This window comes from Bradyrhizobium sp. (assembly GCF_047605465.1).
GTDB lineage: Bacteria > Pseudomonadota > Alphaproteobacteria > Rhizobiales > Xanthobacteraceae > Bradyrhizobium.
On the sequence record NZ_JASGFS010000005.1, the window covers coordinates 259,280 to 278,031 of the forward strand.

Genomic DNA, 18,752 nt, shown 5'->3' on the forward strand with positions numbered 1-18,752 from the left:
GCACGGCCATGGCCCGTGTCCAGCAAAATATTGCCGGATCTCGATAACGCCTCATATCGCGCCGATGCAGTGTTCCGTGCCGCGCCCGACACCGCCGTCGGGATCGCCTTGCGGAGGATCGAGATGCGACCGACCGAGATCATGCGCGGCAGTCCGCCTGCGCCCGAGGCCCAGGTGACCCACGCCAACTGGCGTACCTTTCCCGCCATCCGCTGGGGCTTCACCCATGTCCGCGAGGTGCTGCCGACCGCGGAGGTGCGCCGCTCGGCGCATCCGACGCCGATCGCGAGCGCGCCGCGCGACCTCTCGAGGCTCGGCTTCACCGGGCCGGACGGCAAGCCGACCACGATCGAAGCCACGCTGCGCGAGACCTTCGGCGATGCGCTGCTCGTGATGCACCGGGGCACGCTGGTCCACGAATGGTACGGCGACGGCATGAGCGCCATCACGCCGCACCTGATCTGCTCGATCAGCAAGTCGATCGCCGGCACGCTCGGCGGCGTGCTGGCCGCGCGCGGCCTGGTCGATCCCGAGGCGAGGGTGGTGCGTTACGTGCCGGAGCTCGAGACGTCGGTCTACGGCGGCTGCACCGTCCGCGACGTCCTCGACATGGCCGTGGCCATCAAGTTCGAAGAGGACTACGAAGACCCGGCCGGCGATGTGGCACGCTATCGCTTCTCCTCGGGCTGGGATGTGCCGCCGCCCGGCGTCGAGGCGGGTCACCAGCGCGCCTATCTCGCGACACTGCGCGGGACCGGCAAGCCGCACGGCAAGGTGTTCCATTACGTCTCGACCAACACTGAGGTGCTCGGCTGGGTCTATGAGCGCGCCTGCGGGATGCCCTATCCGCGGATTCTGTCGGACTATCTCTGGCAGCCCCTGGGCGCGGAGGACGACGGTTCGATGACGCTCGACAGCCACGGCATGGGACGCATCGCCGGCGGCCTGTCCGTCACCGCGCGCGACCTCCTGCGCTTCGGCGAAATGATCCGCTGCCACGGCGTGGTCGAGGGGCGGCAGGTGGTGCCGGGCTGGTGGATCGACGACATCCACGAGAACGGCGACCCCAAGGCGTGGGCCGACGGCGATCTCGCCGACATCTTCCCGGGCGCCCGCTACCGCAGCAAATGGTACACGATTGATCCTTCGCGCAACGATCTCGCCGCGATCGGCATCCACGGCCAGTGGCTCTATGTCGATGCCGCCACCGACACCGTCATCGTCAAGTTCGCGACCCAGCCGAAGGCGATGGACGTGCCGCTCGATCTCCGCTGGCTCGCCGCCTTCCGTGCCATCACCACGCATCTCGCTCCGCGCTGACCTCAGGCAATCATCATGCTCGACACCGTCAAGACCAGATCGCAGACGCAAGCCGCCGCACCTCATCCGCTCGATCCGCTGACCGCCGAGGAGATCACGGCGGCCTGCACGCTGGTGCGTGCCGCCGCGGCCTCGCCGGAGAACTGTCGCTTTCCGACGGTGCGGCTCGAAGAGCCGACCAAGCAGGAGCTGGCCTCCGGTGAGTCAGCGCTGCCGCGCCGCGCCTTCGCGCTGACCCTGGACGTCGTGACCGGCGAGGCGATCGAGCACGTCGTCGATCTCGGCCGCGGCGAGATCGTCGCACGCAAGGTCGTGCCGAACCGCGAGGCGCCCTATGGGCAGCCGTCGGTGATGCTGGAGGAATTCTTCAAGTGCGAGGCCGTGGTCAAGGCCGATCCCGGCTGGCGCGCAGCCATGCATCGGCGCGGCCTGACGGATGCCGAGATCGAGCTGGTCCAGATCGATCCGTTCTCCTCGGGCTTCTTCGACATGGCGTTCGAGCGCGGCGCCCGCATCGTGCGCGCTGTGAGTTATTTCCGAGAGCATCCCCAGGACAACGGCTATGCCCATCCGATCGAGGGCGTCGTCGCCGTCGTCGACCTGATCGGGGGCAGGGTCATCGACCTCACCGACGAAGACCCGATCGTGCCGATCCCGCGCAAGAAGCGGAACTACGGCGCCCACGAGGTCAGCAACCCGCGTACCGACATCAAGCCGCTGCACATCGAGCAGCCAGAGGGCGCGAGCTTCCGCGTCGAGGGCTGGAAGGTCGACTGGCAGAAATGGAGCTTCCGTATCGGCTTCACGCCGCGCGAGGGATTGGTGCTGCACCAGCTCGGCTATCAGGACGGCGCGCGCAAGCGGTCGTTGATCCACCGTGCCAGCGTCACCGAGATGGTGGTGCCTTACGCCGATCCGACCGCCAACCATTTCTGGAAGTCGGCGTTCGACGCCGGCGAGTATGGGCTCGGCATGCTCGCCAACGCACTCGAGCTCGGCTGCGACTGCCTCGGCCACATCCATTATTTCGACGTGCCGGCGGCCGACAGCAAGGGCGAGCCCTTCGTCATGCAGAACGCGATCTGCATGCATGAAGAAGACTACGGAATTGCCTGGAAGCACTACGAATTCCGCAACGGCCTGTTCGAGGTCCGGCGCTCGCGGCGGCTCGTCATCTCGTTCTTCGCCACGGTCGGCAATTACGATTACGGCTTCTACTGGTATCTCTACCAGGACGGCACGGTCCAGCTCGAGACCAAGCTCACCGGCATCATCCAGACCGCCGCGGTGCGGCCGGGCGAGACATACAAATGGGGGGGCATGGTCGACGACAATCTGGGCGGGCCGACGCATCAGCACTTCTTCAACGTGCGCCTGCACATGGATCTCGACGGCGGCGGCAACACCGTCACCGAGCACGACTTCGTGCCGCGGCCCTGGGGCCGGGACAATCCGCATGGCAACGTGTTCGACACCACGACGCGCGTGCTGTCGCGCGAGCGCGACGCGGCCGCGATCGCCAATGGCGAGACCGGCCGGTTCTGGAAGATCAGCAATCCAAACCAGACCAATTCGGTCGGCAATCCGCCGGCCTACAAGCTCGTCGTCAATCCGAGCCCGCTGATGTTGGCGCAGGAGGGCAGCTACGTCCGCAAGCGCGGCGGCTTCGCCACGAAGCACGTCTGGGTCACCGCGTTCGACACGGACGAGAAATACGCCAGCGGCGACTACCCCAACGTCCATGCCGGCGGCGACGGGCTGCCGCGCTACGCCGCGCAGAACCGCAACATCGAGAACGCCGATATCGTGGTCTGGCACTCCTTCGGCCACACCCATGTCTGCAAGCCCGAGGATTTCCCGATCATGCCGGTCGAATATGCCGGCTTCACGCTGAAGCCGACCGGCTTCTTCGCCGCCAATGCCGCCGGCGACATCCCGCCGGATCGCAACAGCCGCAGCGTGCTCGCGGGCGAGACCGACGGCGCGAGTGGCTCGTGCTGTCACAAGGGCTAGGCGCGCCAACGGCAGCTTGACCCACCGGATCGATCGCTACGCCTGTGGCGGGTAGTAAAGAAACTCGATCATCAGGCACCCGTCGCGGGTAAAGAACGGGCCATGCTCGACATGGGCCGGCCGCACGGCGTAGGTGCCGGCCTCCAGCTGCCGTGCTTCCTGCGACGCCGAGCCGATGGACAGCGTGCCAGATACCAGAAAGACCTCCTCGCACCACTCATGCGAGACCGGATGATCGACCGATGCGCCGGCGGCCCAGCGCGACAGGCGGGTCACGGCGCCGGCTCGCGCCGGATGATCGAAGCGGCCGGACAGGATCTTTTCCTCGACGCCGACATAACCGGGAACGGCGCGCCAGCCATCGTCGGCCAGCGCGTCGAAAAATTCCCTGTGGTCCTTCATGAACCGACCAAAGCCGGGCTCCGTCATGCCATCATCTCCGCGCCGATCCTGCCTCGGATCGAGCTTACAGCAGGGCGACGGCGTTTCCCATCCGGCCCGGGTCAGAACGGGTAGTGCCGCGGCCCGGTCTGCAGCGTGATCCAGCGCAGCTCCGTGAACTCGTCGATGGCGGCCTTGCCGCCGAAGCGGCCATAGCCCGACGCCTTGGTGCCGCCGAACGGCATCTGCGGCTCGTCATGCACGGTCGGCGCGTTGATGTGGCAGATGCCGGCCTCGATCCGTTTTGCCACCGCGAGCGCGCGCGGGATGTCGCGCCCGAACACCGCGGAGGAGAGGCCGTATTCGGTGTCGTTGGCCACACGAACAGCCTCATCGACGCCGCTGACGCGAACGACGGTCACGACCGGACCGAAGCTCTCCTCGCTGTAGATGCGCATGGCGGGCGTGACGTGATCGACGATCGTGGCCGGCATGATGGTGCCGCTGCCGCGCCCGCCGGCCGCCACCACCGCGCCCTTGGCGACGGCATCTTCGATCAGGCCTGCGACGCGATCACAGGCCGCGCCGCTGACCAGCGAGCCCAGCACCACATTGCCCTTGCGCGGATCACCGAACGGGAGACTGTTCGCCTTGGCGGCGAATTTGGCGATGAAGGCGTCGGCGATCTTGTCGTCGAGGACGATCCGCTCCGTCGACATGCAGATCTGGCCCTGGTTCATGAAGGCACCGAAGGCCGCCGCGTTCACGGCCGCGTCGAGATCGGCGTCGTCGAGGATGACCAGCGGCGCCTTGCCGCCGAGTTCGAGCAGCGCGCGCTTGAGGTGCTTGGCGCAGGCGAGGGCGATGAGGCGCCCGACCCGGGTCGAGCCGGTGAAATTGACGCGGCGGATGGCGGGATGCGCGATCAGCGCCTCGACCACGGCCTGCGCATCTTCCGGCGCGTTGGTGACGACGTTGACGACGCCGTCGCCGAGGCCCGCTTCGTTGAGGCAGGTTCCGATCAGCCGGTGCACGCCGGGGCTCATCTCGGAGGCCTTCATCACCACCGTATTGCCGCAGGCGAGCGGCATCGCGAGCGCGCGCACGCCCAGGATCACCGGCGCATTCCAGGGCGCGATACCGAGCACGACACCGACCGGCTGGCGGAATGCCATCGCGAGGTTGTCGGGCTTGTCGGTCGGAATGACCTCGCCGGAGATCTGCGTCGTCATGGCGGCGGCCTCGCGCAGCATGCCTTCGGCGAGATGCACGTTGAAGCCGGCCCATCCGGCGGTCGCGCCGGTTTCGGCGACCATCAGGGCCGTGAACTCGGACGCACGGCGGGCGAGGATGTCGGCGGCGGCGCTGAGCCGCTTGCGCCGCTCGGACGGGCCGAGCTGCGACCAGGCCGGAAACGCCGCGGCCGCCGCATCGGCGGCGCGCATCGCATCGTCGATCGAGGCGGCCGCGACGATGGTCGCGACCTCGCCGCTGATCGGATTGTGTCGCTGGAACGTTCGCTGGTTGCTGGCTGCCTGGTCCTTGCCGCCGATGAGAAGGCCGATTGCGTTCATGGAGCTCTCCATGGGTTGCGGGTTAGCTGCGTGAGGTTGACGCGGTGCGCGCCTTGCCGAGATAGGCGCGCTGGATGTCGGGATTGTTCTTCATGTCGTGCGCCGATCCGCTGCCGACGTTGCGGCCGGACTCGATCAGATAGACCCGGTCGGCGATGTCGAGGCTCGCGCGCGCATTCTGCTCGACCAGCAGCACGCCGACGCCGCCGGCGCGAATCTGGCCGAGCGCGCGAAACACTTCGCGGCTGAGCAGGGGCGACAGGCCGAGCGAGGGTTCGTCGAGCAGCAACAGCAGGGGGTTCGACATCAGCGCGCGGCCGATCGCGACCATCTGCTGCTCGCCGCCGCTCATGGTGCGGACGGCCTGGCTCATCCGTTCGGACAGCCGCGGGAAGAGCTTCAGGATGCCGGCGAGCCGGTCGGCTTCCCCCTGGCGTGCCCGGGCGGGATAGGCGCCGAGTTGCAGGTTTTCGGCGACCGTCAGTTCGCCGAACACGCCGCGCCCCTCCGGAACCAGCGCAATGCCCCGCTCGACGATCAGGTGCGCGGGCAGCGCGCCGATGTCCTGTCCGTCGAAACGGAGGATCGCGCCGGGGGCCGGCTTGACCAGACCGGCGATGCTCTTGAGCAGCGTCGACTTGCCGGCGCCGTTGGCACCGAGGATCGCGACGATCTCGCCCTGCGTAGTACCGAGCGCGACGTCGGCCAGGGCCCGGTGCTTGCCGTAGAAGTGGGAGAGGGCGGAGACCTCAAGCATCCTCGTCTCCGAGATAGGCGGCGATGACCTTCGGATCGGACAGGACGTCGTCCGGTACGCCGCGGGCAATCACGCTGCCGGCGCTCATGACGATGCAGTGGCTGCACAGCGCGCGGATCGCATCCATGACATGCTCGACCATGATGACGGTCATACCGCGCTCGCGCAGTTTCGCGATCAGCTCGATGCCGGTTTCCAGCTCGCTCGGATTGAGACCCGCCAGCCATTCGTCGAGCAGCACGATGCGGGGCTGCAGCGCCAGCGCGCGGGCAAGCTCCAGCCGCTTCTGATCGATATAGGTGAGCTCTCCGGCGGGCGTGTCGTGCATCGCGCCGAGCCCGACGAGATCGAGCAGCTCCCGGCCTGTCGCGCTCGTGCCGGCGGACGACGCCGGAGCGGTTCCGAACAGGCGCGCGGCCGCGACGTTCTCGGCGGCCGTCAGGTCCGACATGACCCGGACCAGCTGGAAAGTGCGCGCCAGGCCGAGCCGCGCGATCCGGTACGGGCGCAGGCCGTTGATTACGGAATCTCCGAGCCGGATCGTGCCCGATGACGGGGCGAGGGCGCCGGACAGCGTGTTCAACAGCGTGGTCTTGCCGGAGCCGTTGGGGCCGATGATCCCGACGATCTGCCCCGGCGCGACCGTGAAGCTCACGCCGTCGACGGCGCGAAGCCCGCTGAACGACTTGCTCACGCCCTCGACCGTGAGCCGCGGCGCGTCCGAGGCGCGCCTGGTCGGGGCGCCATCAGGCGGCGTCCGCCGCCGTCCCGTTCCGATCAGGCCGATGACGCCGTTGGGCAGCAGCATGACGATGAGGACGAAGATGATTCCGAGCACGATGCTGAAATGATTGGGCAGCGTCGCGGTGAGGACCTCGAACAAGAGCACGAGCGGAATGACGCCGAGCACCGGCCCGAACAGCGAGCCTGCTCCACCCAGCAGGGCCATGATCACGACCTGGAACGAGATCGTCGGATTGAACGCGATCGAGGGGTCGATATAGGTCCACCGCGGCGCCATCACCGCGCCGGTCACCGACATGAAGGTCGCGCTGAGGACGAACACGGCGAGCTTGACCCGCGTGGCGTCGATCCCGGAATGACTGGCGGCAGTTTCGTCCGCGCCGATGGCGCGCAGCGCCAGTCCGTAGCGCGAGCGCCCGAGCAGCCAGCCGACCAGGAAGACGAGGGCCGCAAGACCGAGAAGCTGCCAGTAGATGACCTCCTGGGTCACCGCGCTGAAGAGATAGCGTCCGACCGATTTGTGGACGTTGACCTCGTACCAGATCACGAGCTGGCGAATGAGCTCGGCCAGACCGAAGGAGAAGATGACGAAATAGATTCCGGACAGGCGCAGCGTCGACAGCCCGGTGACGGCGGCAACCAGCGCGCCGAACCCGGCCGCGGCGAGCAGCACGACCGGCCACGGCATCGTCTCGCCGAGCACCGCCGCGGTGTAGGCGCCGAGCCCGAAGAAGGCGACGGTCGCGAGCGACACGTAACGGGTCGGGCCCGAGAACATCGCCCAGGCCGTGGCCAGGATCGTGAAGTAGAGGATGCTGATGCCGAGCGCGAGATAATAGCCGTTGGCATAGAACGGATAGGCGATGGTCGCCGCCGCGAGCAGCAGCCCCGCACCCCACAGCAATGTTCCCGTGGCGCCTCTCACGACGATGCCCTCCCGAACAGGCCGGTGGGCTTGACCAGCAGCACGCCGAGAAACAGCGCATAGGTGGCGGCAAGCGTGAGGCCGGGATCGACGAGCCGTGCCACCGCGGTCTCGACCACGCCGAGCAACAGTCCCGCGACCAGGGCGCCCATCACGTTGCCGACGCCGCCCATGATCACGACGACCAGCGCCTTCATGGTGAAGATCACGCCCATCGAGGCGTTGAAGGTCAGGAACATGCTGACGAGCACCCCTCCGACGGCAACGAGGCCGCCGCCGAAGGCGAACGCCCAGCCCGACAGGGCGGCGACGTCGATGCCGACGAGCCGCGCCGCGTTGGCGTCGACCGCGATGGCGCGGACCGCCGTGCCGATCCGCGTCCGCGTCAGCGCCAGATACACGGCCATGCCGACCACCGCAGCGAACAGCAGCGCGACGAGCCGGTTGACCGCCAGCGTCGATCCCAGCACGACGACGGGAACGGAGAGATAGCTGTAGCTGTAGTACTGCCCGCCGAACGCCACCAGCATGACGCCCTGGATCACGAACAGGACGCCGAAGGTGACGAGGATGCCGTCGATTTCCTGCGCGCCCTTGTCCTTGCCCCGGCGCAGCAACCGCCCGAGCAGGACGCGGTAGAGCAGCCAGTTCAGCCCGACCGCAACCGGAACGGCCAGCAGCAACGATACGAGCGGACTCAGGCCGAGGCCCGAATAGAGCGACAGCGCGCCGAAAGCGGCTGCAACGAGGGATTCCCCGTAGGAGAGGTTCATCACGCGCGCCACGCCGTATTGCAGCGTCAAGCCGAGCGCGATCAGGGCGTACATGCCTCCCAGCACGAGGCCCGGCAGGACGATGTCGACGAACAACATGAAACGGCGTCCTATCGGCGGACGGGAGGCGGGCCTCGATGACGAGGCCCGCCGGCCCGTACTGCCACTGCGGGTTCGGCACGACCGGTGCGCGCGCGCCGGCGAGCGAGGTCGGCGCAACGCCGTAGAACTCGCCGTTCTGCCACTGGCCCACGCTCCACACCTCCTGCAGCAGGCCGTCCTTCAGCTTGATCTTGCCGATGATGGTGTCGAACGTGCCCGAGCGGATCTCGGCGGCGACGGCGGCGCGATCGATCTTGCCGACCTTCTCGATGGCCTGCTGGAGCACCTGCAGGCTCGCATAGGTGATGGGGCTGGCCCAGCGATCGGGCTCCTTGCCGGTCGCAGCCTTGTGGCGCACGAGATAGTCCTTCAGCGCGGGAGAGTCCGCATCCCAGCCGCCGATTCCCATCACACCCTCGCTGTTGGCGGCGAACTTGCCCTTGTAGAGCGGGAAGGCGGTGCCGACGCCGACATAGAACACCTTCGGATTGAACTTCAGCAGCTGCGCCTGCTCGGTCAGCGCGATCGTGTCCGGGGGGTAGCTGAAAGCGATGAACGCATCAGGATTGGACGCGATCGCATCCTTCAGCAGCGGCTGGAGATCCTGCGCGCCCATCGGATAGGTCTTGTCGTAGGTGAGCGTAAAGCCGTGTTTCTTGAAGGCCTCGCGGCCGGCGGCCGCAAGCTCGATGCCGAACTGATCGGCGATGCTGACCATCGCGATGTTCGCGCCGACCTTGCCCTCGCTCTTCAACTTGCCGAGCAGGTCGGCGAGCGCCTCGGAGATCTGCGCCGACGTGCCGAGCCAGAACGTCGCGTTCGACCAGCGCTTGGCGAGCTCGGGCGCCTTGTCGGTCACCGAGGTCACCGCGAGGTGCGGATAGCCGAGACGGTTCAGGGTCGGGCCGACCGCGAGATTGAGGCCCGTGCTCCAGGGCGGAAGAATGAAATCGACCTTGTCCTGGTTGGCGAGGCGCTCGACCGCCTTGACGGCTTCCTCGGAGCTGCTGCGGTCGTCGTATTCGACGATTTCGATGGGCAGCTTCTTGTCGCCGAGCTTGATGCCGCCGGCCGCGTTCACATCCTTCACCCACAGCTCGTAATTGGGCAGGGTGGTGATGCCGGCACCGCCGGCATAGGGGCCGGTCTTCGAGATCGCGTAGCCGATCCGGATTTTTTCCTGCGCGTCGGCCGTCGACGCAAAGGCCGTCAGAGCTGTGGTCAGCGCAGCCAGACCGGTGACGCGCAGCAATTTGCGACGGTTCGCCGAAAACATCTCGAGCCTCCTTGGTGTTTCGCCGGCGATTGCTCGCACGGTGAAAGTGGGTCGTTTCCTCTCGCCCCGTTCTTTGTTCGGCGGCCTTGCGGGCGCGCCTCCGATCCAGGGCTTGACCTAGGAAGCACCGTCGGATTTGTTCGCACAATGGACAGATCGGGGGAAAGATTGGACAATTCTGGCCACACGGGCCATCTGCGTCGAGGGGTCGCGGGGGCCGATGCGCAGCCGCCGCAGGCTGTGATCAGCGGGCCTGCGACAATCGGTGCCGAGCTGATGGCATCGCACTATGCCGCGCGCCGCTGGATGCTCGAGTCCAAGGCGGCACGGCCGTTCATCCACGTCTTCTGCCTGCACGCCGGAGCCACGGGCGAGGTCCGTCAGGCCCGCAAGACCGTCGCGCTGACCGGACCGACCATCGTCTGGCTCCCGGCGGGCTCGGCGGAATACATGGAGGTCTCGGCGGGAGCGACGGCCGACTTGCTCCGGCTGCGCGCGGGACTGTGGCATCGCTATCTGCCGCCGTCGGCCGAGCCGGCCTATCTGGCGCTCGAAGGCGCCAGCGGCATCCTGGCGCTTCCGGCGGAGCCCGATCTCATCATCTCGATGTCGCGTTCGATCGCGGCCATCGCAACCGAGATCGCAACGCCGGCGCGGACCGCAGCGGCATCAATCATGTCCGCCGAACTGACGCTGTGCGTGCTGCGCTTCTGGCGGCTCTTCGCCGGCGACCAGGATCAGGGCGAGGAGGGCAGCACCACCGAGATCTTGAGCCGCTTCCGCAGGCTGGTCGAGGAACGCTACCAGCAGCACCTGCGCATGACCGACTACGCCAACCTGCTCGGCATGACAGCGGACCGGCTGCATTCCCTGTGCAGTCGCGAACTCGGGCGCTCGCCGAGCGAATTGATCCAGCAACGCGTGGTCAGGGAAGCCGCGACGCGGCTGGAGTCCGGCACCAGCACGGTCAAGCAGGTCGCCTTCGCGCTCGGCTTCAAGGATGCGGCCTATTTCAGCCGGTTCTTTCGCAAGCACACCGGCGAGGCGCCCGGCGCGTGGCGGCAACGCGTGGCCGCGCGCACCAAGGCCGGACGATCGAGGCCGACGCTGAATTTCGCCGACTGGCCGTGACAGCCGATCCGGGATCGGCGCGGGCGTTCGCCGATGAACCTTCGGGCCGGTCCCCGGTACAAAGCTGCAGGTCTGTCCTGTCCCGGAAATTTCGATGAAATGGCCTGCCGTGCTCTGCCTGCTGGTGTTCGCCACGAATGCCGATGCTGCCGCTCCCGAACAGCGCTATCTCGACCTTCGCGATGGCTTCATCGCCAAGTTCTCGAAGGCCCCCGAGAACGACGAGACCATGAAGCAGCACGATGCGGCGCTCAACGAGCTGACAGGCGTACTGCGCGGCTTGATCGGACCTGCCACGATCAAGGGGCTGGCCGTGGACGGCAAGTCGAACGTCGACACGCTCTTCAAGGGTGACATCGGCTTCGGCCATCTCGACGGGCTCGGCTTCGCCTCCGAAGGCGACAAGATGCAAGCCGTGGTCTCGACGACCGGCCTGCTCAAGCATTGGCTTGCCGAGCATCGCCATGACGGCATGCCGCAGGAGATCGGCGCCGCGCTGAGGTCGGACCGCTTCTACTATTACGCGATCCAGGATGCCGCCTTCGCCAAATATGCGGAGTTGCCGATCGCGAAACCCGCATCGGCGAGCGTCGCGGTCGCCGTGCTGGGCGTGCGCGGCAATGGCGACCTGAAGGGGCCGCCGCACGAAATCGACGTCGTCGCGATCCAGGGCGAGAAGGTCTTCTTCCTCGCCGTCACCGACGCCGTGAAGACCGCGGAGATTCCGGGCTGCGAGAAGGTCTGGAAGCAGATGATGGCGAGGCCGCTCAACAAGAAGGACCCGCGCGACGACATGGCGCGCGAGGACCAGGCCATGGACGCCTACACCAAATGCTTCGCCAGGGAAGCGCCGGGACAGAGCTGGTTCGCGGCGGCTGTCGGCAAGGCACAGAGCCAGCTCGACCTGTTGCCACTGCGCTAGAGCGTTGCCGCGGAGCGCCTGGCCGGATCCGAAGCGACGGTCCGGGCGCGCGGAGCCGGCTCATCGATGGCGCGTCTTGCCCTCCGGCGCCGGCCGCGACACGGCAGGCCCGGTCGCCTGCGCGCGCGACTTGGCATAGTCCGCGGACATCGCCAGAGCCGGATCGCGATCGCGCAGTTCTTCGGCGACGATCGATTGCAGCCACCGCACGGCGGGTTCGTTGTCCATCCGGCGATGCCAGTGCTGCTTCAATTCGATCAGCGGAATGGAGACCGGCGGCGGCAACAGCTTCAGGCCCGCGTTCGCGTACCAGGCTCCCAGCGAGAACGGCACGGTGGAGATCATGTCGCTCGTCGCGATCAGTTGCGGCACGCTCATGAAATGCGGCAGGTGCAGGACGACGCGGCGCTGCAGCTTGAGATCGCGGACGCGCCTCTCGAAGATTTCCTGACTGCGTCCCTGTTGATTGACGACGATATGGTCGGCGGCCAGGAACTGCTCGAGCGACAGGCTGTCGCCGATCGTCGGATGATCCTTCCGGACGATGCAGGTGAAGGGATGATCGAACAGGTCTTCGGTCGCGATGTTCGGACCGACGAGATCCGGGAAGTAGCCGATGGCGAGGTCGATCTCTCCGCTTTCGAGCGCGTCCTCCAGATGCTCATGCGACGTCGGCACGCATCTCAGGCTCGCGCCCGGAGCCATCGTGCGTATCCTCTGCAGGATCGGCGGAATGAAGATCAGGACGCCGATGTCCGAGGCCGTCACCGTGAAGACGCGGTCGCTCTCCTCGGGCACGAAGCGCGGCTTGCGCAGGATCTGCTGGTCGATCGTCGCAAGGACCGTCCGGACGGCGTCCGAGATCGATTCCGCGAATGGCGTCGGCCGCATGCCGCGTCCGGTCGACAGGAACAGCGGGTCGCCGAAGAAATCGCGCAGCTTGCGCAGGTCGGCGCTGGCCGTCGGCTGGCTCACGCCGAGCTGGCGCGAGACCGCCGAGAGATTCTGCGTCCGGAACAGCCCGTCGAAGAGCAGGAGCAGGTTCAGATCGAGCCGCCTGATATCCATCATGCGGATAGCTTGTATTGAAGAATACAGGATTTTCAATGTCTGAGATCTAGGCGATGGTCTCCCCACAACGCCCCGAAGGGGGCGGTCCGGGAGTGAAATCAGAGGCATAGCGTCGCCGTCGCGCTGGCTTGCCTGACACCGTTCCCTGATCCGCCCGTCGGTTTTCCCAACCCATCCGCTCACCGCGCCGGTGCCGCTGGAATCGATCGCCGTGGCCGCGAGGGGCCGCATCTTCATGCACGCTGAAACTGCTCTCAGAGAGAAATACATCCTCACTTTGTCGTGCCGCGACGTTCCCGGCATCGTCACCGACGTCACGCGCTGCCTGTTCGAGAACGGCGGCAACATCGTCGAAGCCGCGCAGGTCGACGAGATCATGAGCGAGCGCTTCTTCATGAGGGTCGGCGTCACGCTCTCGGGCGAAGGCGCGGACGGCGCGCGCAGGAGCATCGAGGCCGTCGCGCGCAAGTTCGGCATGGAATGGACGCTGCGCTCTCAGGCCGAACGCAAGCGGGTGCTGCTGCTGGTCTCCAAATTCGATCACTGTCTCGGCGATCTCTTGTACCGCCATCGGCTCGGCGAACTGCCCATGGACATCGTCGGGATCGTCTCGAACCACCCGCGTTCGGCGCTTGCCGTCAGCCTGGTCGGCGAGATCCCATTCCATCACTTCCCGGTCACCAGGGAAACGAAGGCGGAGCAGGAAGCGCAGATCAAGGCGCTCGTCGATGCGACGAGACCCGATCTCGTCGTGCTCGCCCGCTACATGCAGATCCTGTCGGACGATCTCGCGCGCCATCTCCAGGGCCGCTGCATCAACATCCATCACAGCTTCCTGCCGGGCTTCAAGGGAGCCAAGCCGTATCACCAGGCGCATGCGCGCGGCGTCAAGCTGATCGGTGCGACGGCACACTTCGCCACCGGCGATCTCGATGAAGGACCGATCATCGAGCAGGACGTCGAACGCGTCAGTCATCGCGACACGCCGGAAGATCTGGTCCGCAAGGGCCGCGACATCGAGCGCCGGGTCCTTTCACGCGCGGTTCATCTCTTCCTCGAGGACCGCGTCATCATCAATGGCGACCGGACCATTGTCTTCGCCGACTAGAGCATAACGGAGAACGATCATGTTGACCCCCAAGGGCATGCGCAGGACGCCTGAAGGCTATTTCACCTCGCGCTGGGGCCTTCCCGAATACACCGACTGGATCGACGAGAGCATGTCGTGGAAGGAGACCTGCGCACTCGGCGACTGGTCGTTCCTGTGGGAGCGGCGCTTCAAGGGGCCGGATGCCCTGAAGCTGTTCTCGGATACGTCGGTCAACAGTTTCCAGAAATTCGACATCCGGCAGTCGAAGCACGTCGTGCACACCAACAAGCAGGGTAAGGTCATCGCGGAAGGCATTCTGACGCGCCTGTCCGAAGACGAATTCATGCTGTTCGGCCGCGGCACGTTCTGGGTCGACTACATCCGCCGTCACGGCAACTATGACGTCACCTCCGCGGCCGACGACTGGTTCAATTTCCAGGTCCAGGGACCGACGTCGCTGGCGCTTCTCGAAAAGGTCGCGGGGCGGTCCCTGCGCGACGTGAAGTTCATGCATTCGGGTGAGATCGAGATCGCCGGGTGCAGGATGCTCGCGTTGCGGCAGGGCATGTCGGGCGAGATCGGTTTCGAGCTTCAGGGTCCCATGGCCCAGGCCGCCGCCGTCTACGACGCCATCGTCGCCGCCGGGCAGGAGTTCGGCCTCCGCCGCATCGGCGGCCGCGCGATCTTCATCAACCACCTCGAGGCCTGCTTCCCGACCATCGTCACCGACTACATGCCCGCGATCTTCGACGACGACATGAAGGACTATCAGGATGAATTCCGCGCCGCGATGCCGGGCTTCGCCTCGACCTTCAACATCGCCGGCAGCTATCAGTCCGACGACATCCGCGACTGGTATCGCAGCCCGGTCGAACTCGGCTGGAGCAAGAACATCAAGTTCGACCACGACTTCATCGGCCGCGCGGCGCTGGAGCAGGAGGTCGCCAATCCGAAACGCGTGATCCGCACCCTGGTCTGGAATGGCGACGACGTCGCCGACGTCCACGCCTCGCTGTTCCGGAAGGATCAGGAGCCCTATCAGTACATGGAGATGCCCCGCGACCAGCGCGGCTTCATGTATGCCGATCGAGTCCTGAGCGGCGGAAGGGACGTCGGCGTGACCACCTCGCGTGGGTACAGCTACTTCTTCCGCGAGATGTTGTCGCTGTGCACGATCGACGTCGATCATTCGGAGATCGGCACTGAGGTCACGGTGCTCTGGGGCGAGCCCGGACGGCGGCAGAAGCAGATCAGCGCCAAGGTGGCACCGGCGCCTTACAAGAAGGACAACCGGCGCGCCGATCTGTCCGCGATCTGAGCGGCAGCCATGACCGCGCGCATCATCGACGGAAAGGCGCTTGCCGGCGTGGTCCGGCAAGAGGTGGCCGAGGGCGTCGCCGCCCTCGTTACCGGTGGCGGCGCGGTGCCGGAACTGGCCGTCGTGCTGATCGGCGATGATCCCGCCAGCCACGTCTACGTCGCGAACAAGATCAGACAGACCGAAGCCGTCGGCATGCGGTCTCGCCAATTCGTTCTCGATGCCGAGACGACGGAACGGCAGCTTCTGGACGTGATCGAGACGCTGAACCGCGACCCGGCGGTAAGCGGCATCCTGGTTCAGTTTCCGCTGCCGTCCCACATCGATACGGCACGCGTCGTGACGGCCATCCGCCCGGACAAGGACGTCGACGGGTTCAACCCGCTGAACGTCGGGCGAACCGCGGCCGGCATGGAGGACGCCCTGGTTCCGTGCACGCCGCTCGGCGTGATGCGCCTGATCCGGTCGGTGCACGCCGATATCGCGGGACTTGGCGCGCTCGTCGTGGGGGCCTCGAACGTCGTCGGCCGCCCGATGGCGCGGTTGCTACTGCAGGAGCTGTGCACGGTCTCGATCGCGCATATCCGGACGACCGACCTCGAACGTCGATGCAGGGAGGCCGACATCCTCGTCGTCGCCACCGGCGTCCCAGGCCTGATCCGTGGCCGCTTCATCAAGCCGGGCGCAACGGTCATCGACGTCGGTATCACCCGCATCAGATCAGGCTCCGGCAACGAAAAACTCGTCGGCGACGTCGCCTTCGACGAGGCGATCGAGGTCGCCGGCGCGATCACGCCGGTGCCCGGAGGCGTCGGGCCGATGACCATCGCCTGCCTGCTCGCCAACACGCTGAGTGCCGCGCGCATGGCGGTCGCGCGATCGAAGGCGGCGGAAGCCGACGCTTCAGCGGCAGCCTGATCGGACGCGACGGCAACAAGACACCACGCCTCCGCGGAAACTGCCTCGCGCGGCTCCGCGGATGACGAGACTTCGCAACGATTGACACAAAGGGGGAGACACATCGTGACGACGCAGGTCCTGGAGACGACGCAGCAACCGGTCATCGACATCGGAACACTGGCAGAGGAGGGGGCGTGGACCAATTCGCGCAAGCAGGTGCTTCTGCTGTGCGCCCTGGCGATCATCCTGGATGGTCTGGACAACCAGATCCTCGGCTTCGCCATACCGTCGATGATCAAGGAATGGAGCGTCACGCGAGGTGATTTCGCGCCGGCGCTCGCGCTCGGATTCGTCGGAATGACCGTCGGCACTCCGCTGGGCGGCATCGTCGGCGACTGGCTTGGCCGCAAGGTGGCCCTGATCGCATCGGTGTTCCTGTTCGGCGCGGCGACCCTGGCCATTGCTGCCGCACACGGCGTGGGTGAGGTGAGCCTGTACCGGTTCCTGGCAGGGCTCGGCCTCGGCGGCGCGCTGCCGGCGGCAACCGCCCTGATCGCTGAATTCACGCCCAGCCGCAACCGCAGCCTTTCGGTGATGCTGGGAATCGTCTGCATTCCGATCGGCGGCATGATCGGCGGCGTGCTCGCAGCGCAATTGCAGCCTGAGTACGGCTGGCGGATGCTGTTCGTGGTGAGCGGCGTGTTGCCGATCATCGTCGCGCTGGTCCTCGCGGCCGCGCTGCCGGAATCGCCGCAATACCTGCTGGCGCGTGGCGCCGACGCCAAGAGAGTCGCCAAATCCGTGCGGATCCTCGACGGCAACGTCGCTGCGTCCAGCGTCTTTGTCGACCGGCGCGACGCCGGGGGCGAACGGGCATCGCTCACCGCGCTGTTCGTGGCCGGCCTCCGTCGGACCACGACGGCGCTCTGGATCGCGTTCTTCTTCTGCCTCTTGCCGGTCTATGTGCTCTACGCCTGGGCGCCGACGCTTCTGACCGGCAAGGGCTTCGACGTTCAGACCGCCAGCTTCGGCCTGGCGCTGTTCAACTTCGGCGGCGTCGGCGGCTGCATCGTCACCGGATGGGCCATCGGCCGCTACGGCTCCCGCGCCGCGATCCTGACCGTCGCGGGCGCTGCAGCCGTCGGCGCGGCCATCCTGGCCTCGATCCCGCTGTCGACCGAAACCCAGCCGTTGCTGATGGCACTGCTGTGCGCCGAAGGATTCTTCCTGCTCGGCGCCCAGGGCTCGCTGTATGCGCTGGCGGCCTATGTGTACCCGACCAACGTCCGGTCGACCGGCGTCGGCGCCGCCGCCGGATTTGGCCGAGCAGGGGCCATCGTGAGCGCCTATGTCGGCACGTTCGCCCTCAACTACGGTGCCCCGATGTTCTTTGCCGTGATCGCCGCCTGCGTCGCCATCACCTTCGTTGCGGTGGCCGTCGCCGACGTCCACCAGGCCGCGCAGCGCGCCGAACGGTAACGCGAGCGGACCAAACCGGATGGCGGTTGCCGGCGGCCTCCAGCGCCGCCGGCAAACCCGCGTCGAGCCGTCCGGCAGACGCGAGGGAGGAATGGGAGATCAAGCCAGGTCGGCGGATGGCCAAGGACCTCAACCCATATCCACAATTCGCATAAGGTATATTATGGAATATCTTTATGTACAATTAGATCAGATATTTAGCCGGACTTCCTGCAACTCAGCCTTCGCTGCAGCGCTCTTTCGGCTTGAGCCTCGACCATCGCCTCAGCGCTTGACCGCTACTGTGCATGGGGTTGTTTTTCGCATTTTGAATCCGCGCCGGCCATTGGGGTCCATGTGCCGAAAGCCGATATTGCCGCGACGTTGTCCGGCTGCAATAAGCGAAGTTCCGCGAGATCGCAGATGACCTTCTGACCCGACGTCCGTATGGTTTGCGTCTCAGAACAACAACAAACTTTTTGAGGAAGCAAACCCAATGAGCTTTTCCCGACGCACGCTTCTGAAGGCCTCCGCCGCGACCGCCGTCTTCGGTGGCGTCAGCGCGCCCTACGTGGCCCGTGCCCAGGCCGCCGAGTTCTCCTACAAGTTCGCCAACAACCTGCCGGAGTCGCACCCGTTCGTGGCACGCGCCCGCGAGATGGCGGCTGCGATCAAGACTGAGACCAATGGCCGGTTCGACCTTCAGGTCTTCCCGAACAGCCAGCTCGGCTCCGACACCGACATGCTGAGCCAGGTGCGCTCCGGCGGCGTCGAGTTCTTCACGCTGTCCGGCCTGATCCTGGCGACCCTGGTGCCGGCGGCCTCGATCAACGGCATCGGCTTCGCGTTCCCGGATTATCCCACGGTCTGGAAGGCCATGGACGGCGACCTCGGCGCCTATGTCCGGGGCGAGATCAACAAGGCCGGCCTCGAGGTCATGGAGAAGATCTGGGACAACGGCTTCCGCCAGACCACGTCCTCGACCAAGCCGATCAAC

Annotated in this window: 15 protein-coding genes and 1 pseudogene; 9 read left to right on the forward strand and 7 right to left on the reverse strand. The window is 66.4% G+C overall.

The window, feature by feature from the left end; all coding sequences use genetic code 11:
- The first annotated feature begins 123 nt into the window (after positions 1-123).
- Positions 124-1,320 carry a serine hydrolase domain-containing protein gene (locus QM712_RS08140; protein WP_415022571.1) on the forward strand — a complete coding sequence of 399 codons (1,197 nt, stop codon included), beginning with the start codon at positions 124-126 and terminating at the stop codon, positions 1,318-1,320.
- A 15-nt stretch (positions 1,321-1,335) separates the two neighbouring features.
- On the forward strand, positions 1,336-3,333 hold the full coding sequence (locus QM712_RS08145) for a primary-amine oxidase (RefSeq protein ID WP_415022551.1): 1,998 nt from the start codon (positions 1,336-1,338) through the stop codon (positions 3,331-3,333).
- A gap of 36 nt (positions 3,334-3,369) precedes the next feature.
- Here the strand turns inward: QM712_RS08145 and QM712_RS08150 are convergent, their stop codons facing one another.
- The 6 genes and pseudogenes from QM712_RS08150 to QM712_RS08175 all read right to left on the reverse strand — a co-directional run.
- Complete coding sequence (locus QM712_RS08150) at positions 3,370-3,762, reverse strand: cupin domain-containing protein (RefSeq protein ID WP_415022552.1); 393 nt, start codon at positions 3,760-3,762, stop codon at positions 3,370-3,372.
- A 74-nt stretch (positions 3,763-3,836) separates the two neighbouring features.
- The gene (locus QM712_RS08155; protein ID WP_415022553.1) at positions 3,837-5,288 is read right to left on the reverse strand and encodes an aldehyde dehydrogenase; all 1,452 of its coding nucleotides are present in this window, start codon (positions 5,286-5,288) and stop codon (positions 3,837-3,839) included.
- Positions 5,289-5,310: 22 nt separating this feature from the next.
- A complete protein-coding gene (locus tag QM712_RS08160) occupies positions 5,311-6,045 on the reverse strand; it encodes an ABC transporter ATP-binding protein (RefSeq protein WP_415022554.1) in 735 nt (244 codons plus the stop codon).
- A complete protein-coding gene (locus QM712_RS08165; RefSeq protein ID WP_415022572.1) occupies positions 6,038-7,714 on the reverse strand; it encodes an ABC transporter permease subunit in 1,677 nt (558 codons plus the stop codon). The genes QM712_RS08160 and QM712_RS08165 overlap by 8 nt, the downstream gene beginning before the upstream one ends.
- The gene (locus tag QM712_RS08170; RefSeq protein WP_415022573.1) at positions 7,711-8,586 is read right to left on the reverse strand and encodes a branched-chain amino acid ABC transporter permease; all 876 of its coding nucleotides are present in this window, start codon (positions 8,584-8,586) and stop codon (positions 7,711-7,713) included. Before QM712_RS08170 ends, QM712_RS08165 begins: the two co-directional genes overlap by 4 nt.
- A 193-nt stretch (positions 8,587-8,779) precedes the next feature.
- Positions 8,780-9,865: pseudogene (locus QM712_RS08175) on the reverse strand (amino acid ABC transporter substrate-binding protein); the annotation flags it as partial.
- An 819-nt stretch (positions 9,866-10,684) separates the two neighbouring features.
- On the opposite strand from QM712_RS08175, the gene QM712_RS08180 reads away from it, so the two are divergent.
- Both QM712_RS08180 and QM712_RS08185 read left to right on the forward strand, forming a co-directional pair.
- Positions 10,685-10,996 carry a helix-turn-helix domain-containing protein gene (locus tag QM712_RS08180; protein WP_415022574.1) on the forward strand — a complete coding sequence of 104 codons (312 nt, stop codon included), beginning with the start codon at positions 10,685-10,687 and terminating at the stop codon, positions 10,994-10,996.
- A 94-nt stretch (positions 10,997-11,090) separates the two neighbouring features.
- Positions 11,091-11,918 (forward strand): hypothetical protein, encoded by an 828-nt coding sequence (locus QM712_RS08185; protein ID WP_415022555.1) that lies wholly within the window; start codon positions 11,091-11,093, stop codon positions 11,916-11,918.
- 60 nt (positions 11,919-11,978) lie between these two features.
- Here the strand turns inward: QM712_RS08185 and QM712_RS08190 are convergent, their stop codons facing one another.
- On the reverse strand, positions 11,979-12,989 hold the full coding sequence (locus QM712_RS08190; protein WP_415022556.1) for a LysR family transcriptional regulator: 1,011 nt from the start codon (positions 12,987-12,989) through the stop codon (positions 11,979-11,981).
- A 235-nt stretch (positions 12,990-13,224) separates the two neighbouring features.
- On the opposite strand from QM712_RS08190, the gene purU reads away from it, so the two are divergent.
- The 5 genes from purU to QM712_RS08215 all read left to right on the forward strand — a co-directional run.
- Positions 13,225-14,097 carry a formyltetrahydrofolate deformylase gene (gene purU, locus QM712_RS08195; RefSeq protein WP_415022557.1) on the forward strand — a complete coding sequence of 291 codons (873 nt, stop codon included), beginning with the start codon at positions 13,225-13,227 and terminating at the stop codon, positions 14,095-14,097.
- 19 nt (positions 14,098-14,116) lie between these two features.
- Positions 14,117-15,397 (forward strand): glycine cleavage T C-terminal barrel domain-containing protein, encoded by a 1,281-nt coding sequence (locus QM712_RS08200; protein WP_415022558.1) that lies wholly within the window; start codon positions 14,117-14,119, stop codon positions 15,395-15,397.
- A gap of 9 nt (positions 15,398-15,406) precedes the next feature.
- Positions 15,407-16,315 (forward strand): bifunctional 5,10-methylenetetrahydrofolate dehydrogenase/5,10-methenyltetrahydrofolate cyclohydrolase, encoded by a 909-nt coding sequence (locus QM712_RS08205; RefSeq protein ID WP_415022559.1) that lies wholly within the window; start codon positions 15,407-15,409, stop codon positions 16,313-16,315.
- Positions 16,316-16,420: 105 nt separating this feature from the next.
- On the forward strand, positions 16,421-17,776 hold the full coding sequence (locus QM712_RS08210) for an MFS transporter (RefSeq protein ID WP_415022560.1): 1,356 nt from the start codon (positions 16,421-16,423) through the stop codon (positions 17,774-17,776).
- A gap of 475 nt (positions 17,777-18,251) precedes the next feature.
- A partial coding sequence (locus tag QM712_RS08215) for a TRAP transporter substrate-binding protein (protein WP_415022561.1) occupies positions 18,252-18,752 on the forward strand: 501 nt, incomplete at its 3' end.

Bases quoted from the DNA above. Each gene is read 5' to 3' on its own strand.
- QM712_RS08185 (WP_415022555.1), top strand. From the start codon at position 11,091: ATGAAATGGCCTGCCGTGCTCTGCCTGCTGGTGTTCGCCACGAATGCC.
- QM712_RS08180 (WP_415022574.1), top strand. From the start codon at position 10,685: ATGACCGACTACGCCAACCTGCTCGGCATGACAGCGGACCGGCTGCAT.
- purU (WP_415022557.1), top strand. From the start codon at position 13,225: ATGCACGCTGAAACTGCTCTCAGAGAGAAATACATCCTCACTTTGTCG.
- QM712_RS08145 (WP_415022551.1), top strand. From the start codon at position 1,336: ATGCTCGACACCGTCAAGACCAGATCGCAGACGCAAGCCGCCGCACCT.
- QM712_RS08190 (WP_415022556.1), bottom strand. From the start codon at position 12,989: ATGATGGATATCAGGCGGCTCGATCTGAACCTGCTCCTGCTCTTCGAC.
- QM712_RS08170 (WP_415022573.1), bottom strand. From the start codon at position 8,586: ATGTTGTTCGTCGACATCGTCCTGCCGGGCCTCGTGCTGGGAGGCATG.
- QM712_RS08150 (WP_415022552.1), bottom strand. From the start codon at position 3,762: ATGACGGAGCCCGGCTTTGGTCGGTTCATGAAGGACCACAGGGAATTT.
- QM712_RS08155 (WP_415022553.1), bottom strand. From the start codon at position 5,288: ATGAACGCAATCGGCCTTCTCATCGGCGGCAAGGACCAGGCAGCCAGC.
- QM712_RS08160 (WP_415022554.1), bottom strand. From the start codon at position 6,045: ATGCTTGAGGTCTCCGCCCTCTCCCACTTCTACGGCAAGCACCGGGCC.
- QM712_RS08205 (WP_415022559.1), top strand. From the start codon at position 15,407: ATGACCGCGCGCATCATCGACGGAAAGGCGCTTGCCGGCGTGGTCCGG.
- QM712_RS08200 (WP_415022558.1), top strand. From the start codon at position 14,117: ATGTTGACCCCCAAGGGCATGCGCAGGACGCCTGAAGGCTATTTCACC.
- QM712_RS08140 (WP_415022571.1), top strand. From the start codon at position 124: ATGCGACCGACCGAGATCATGCGCGGCAGTCCGCCTGCGCCCGAGGCC.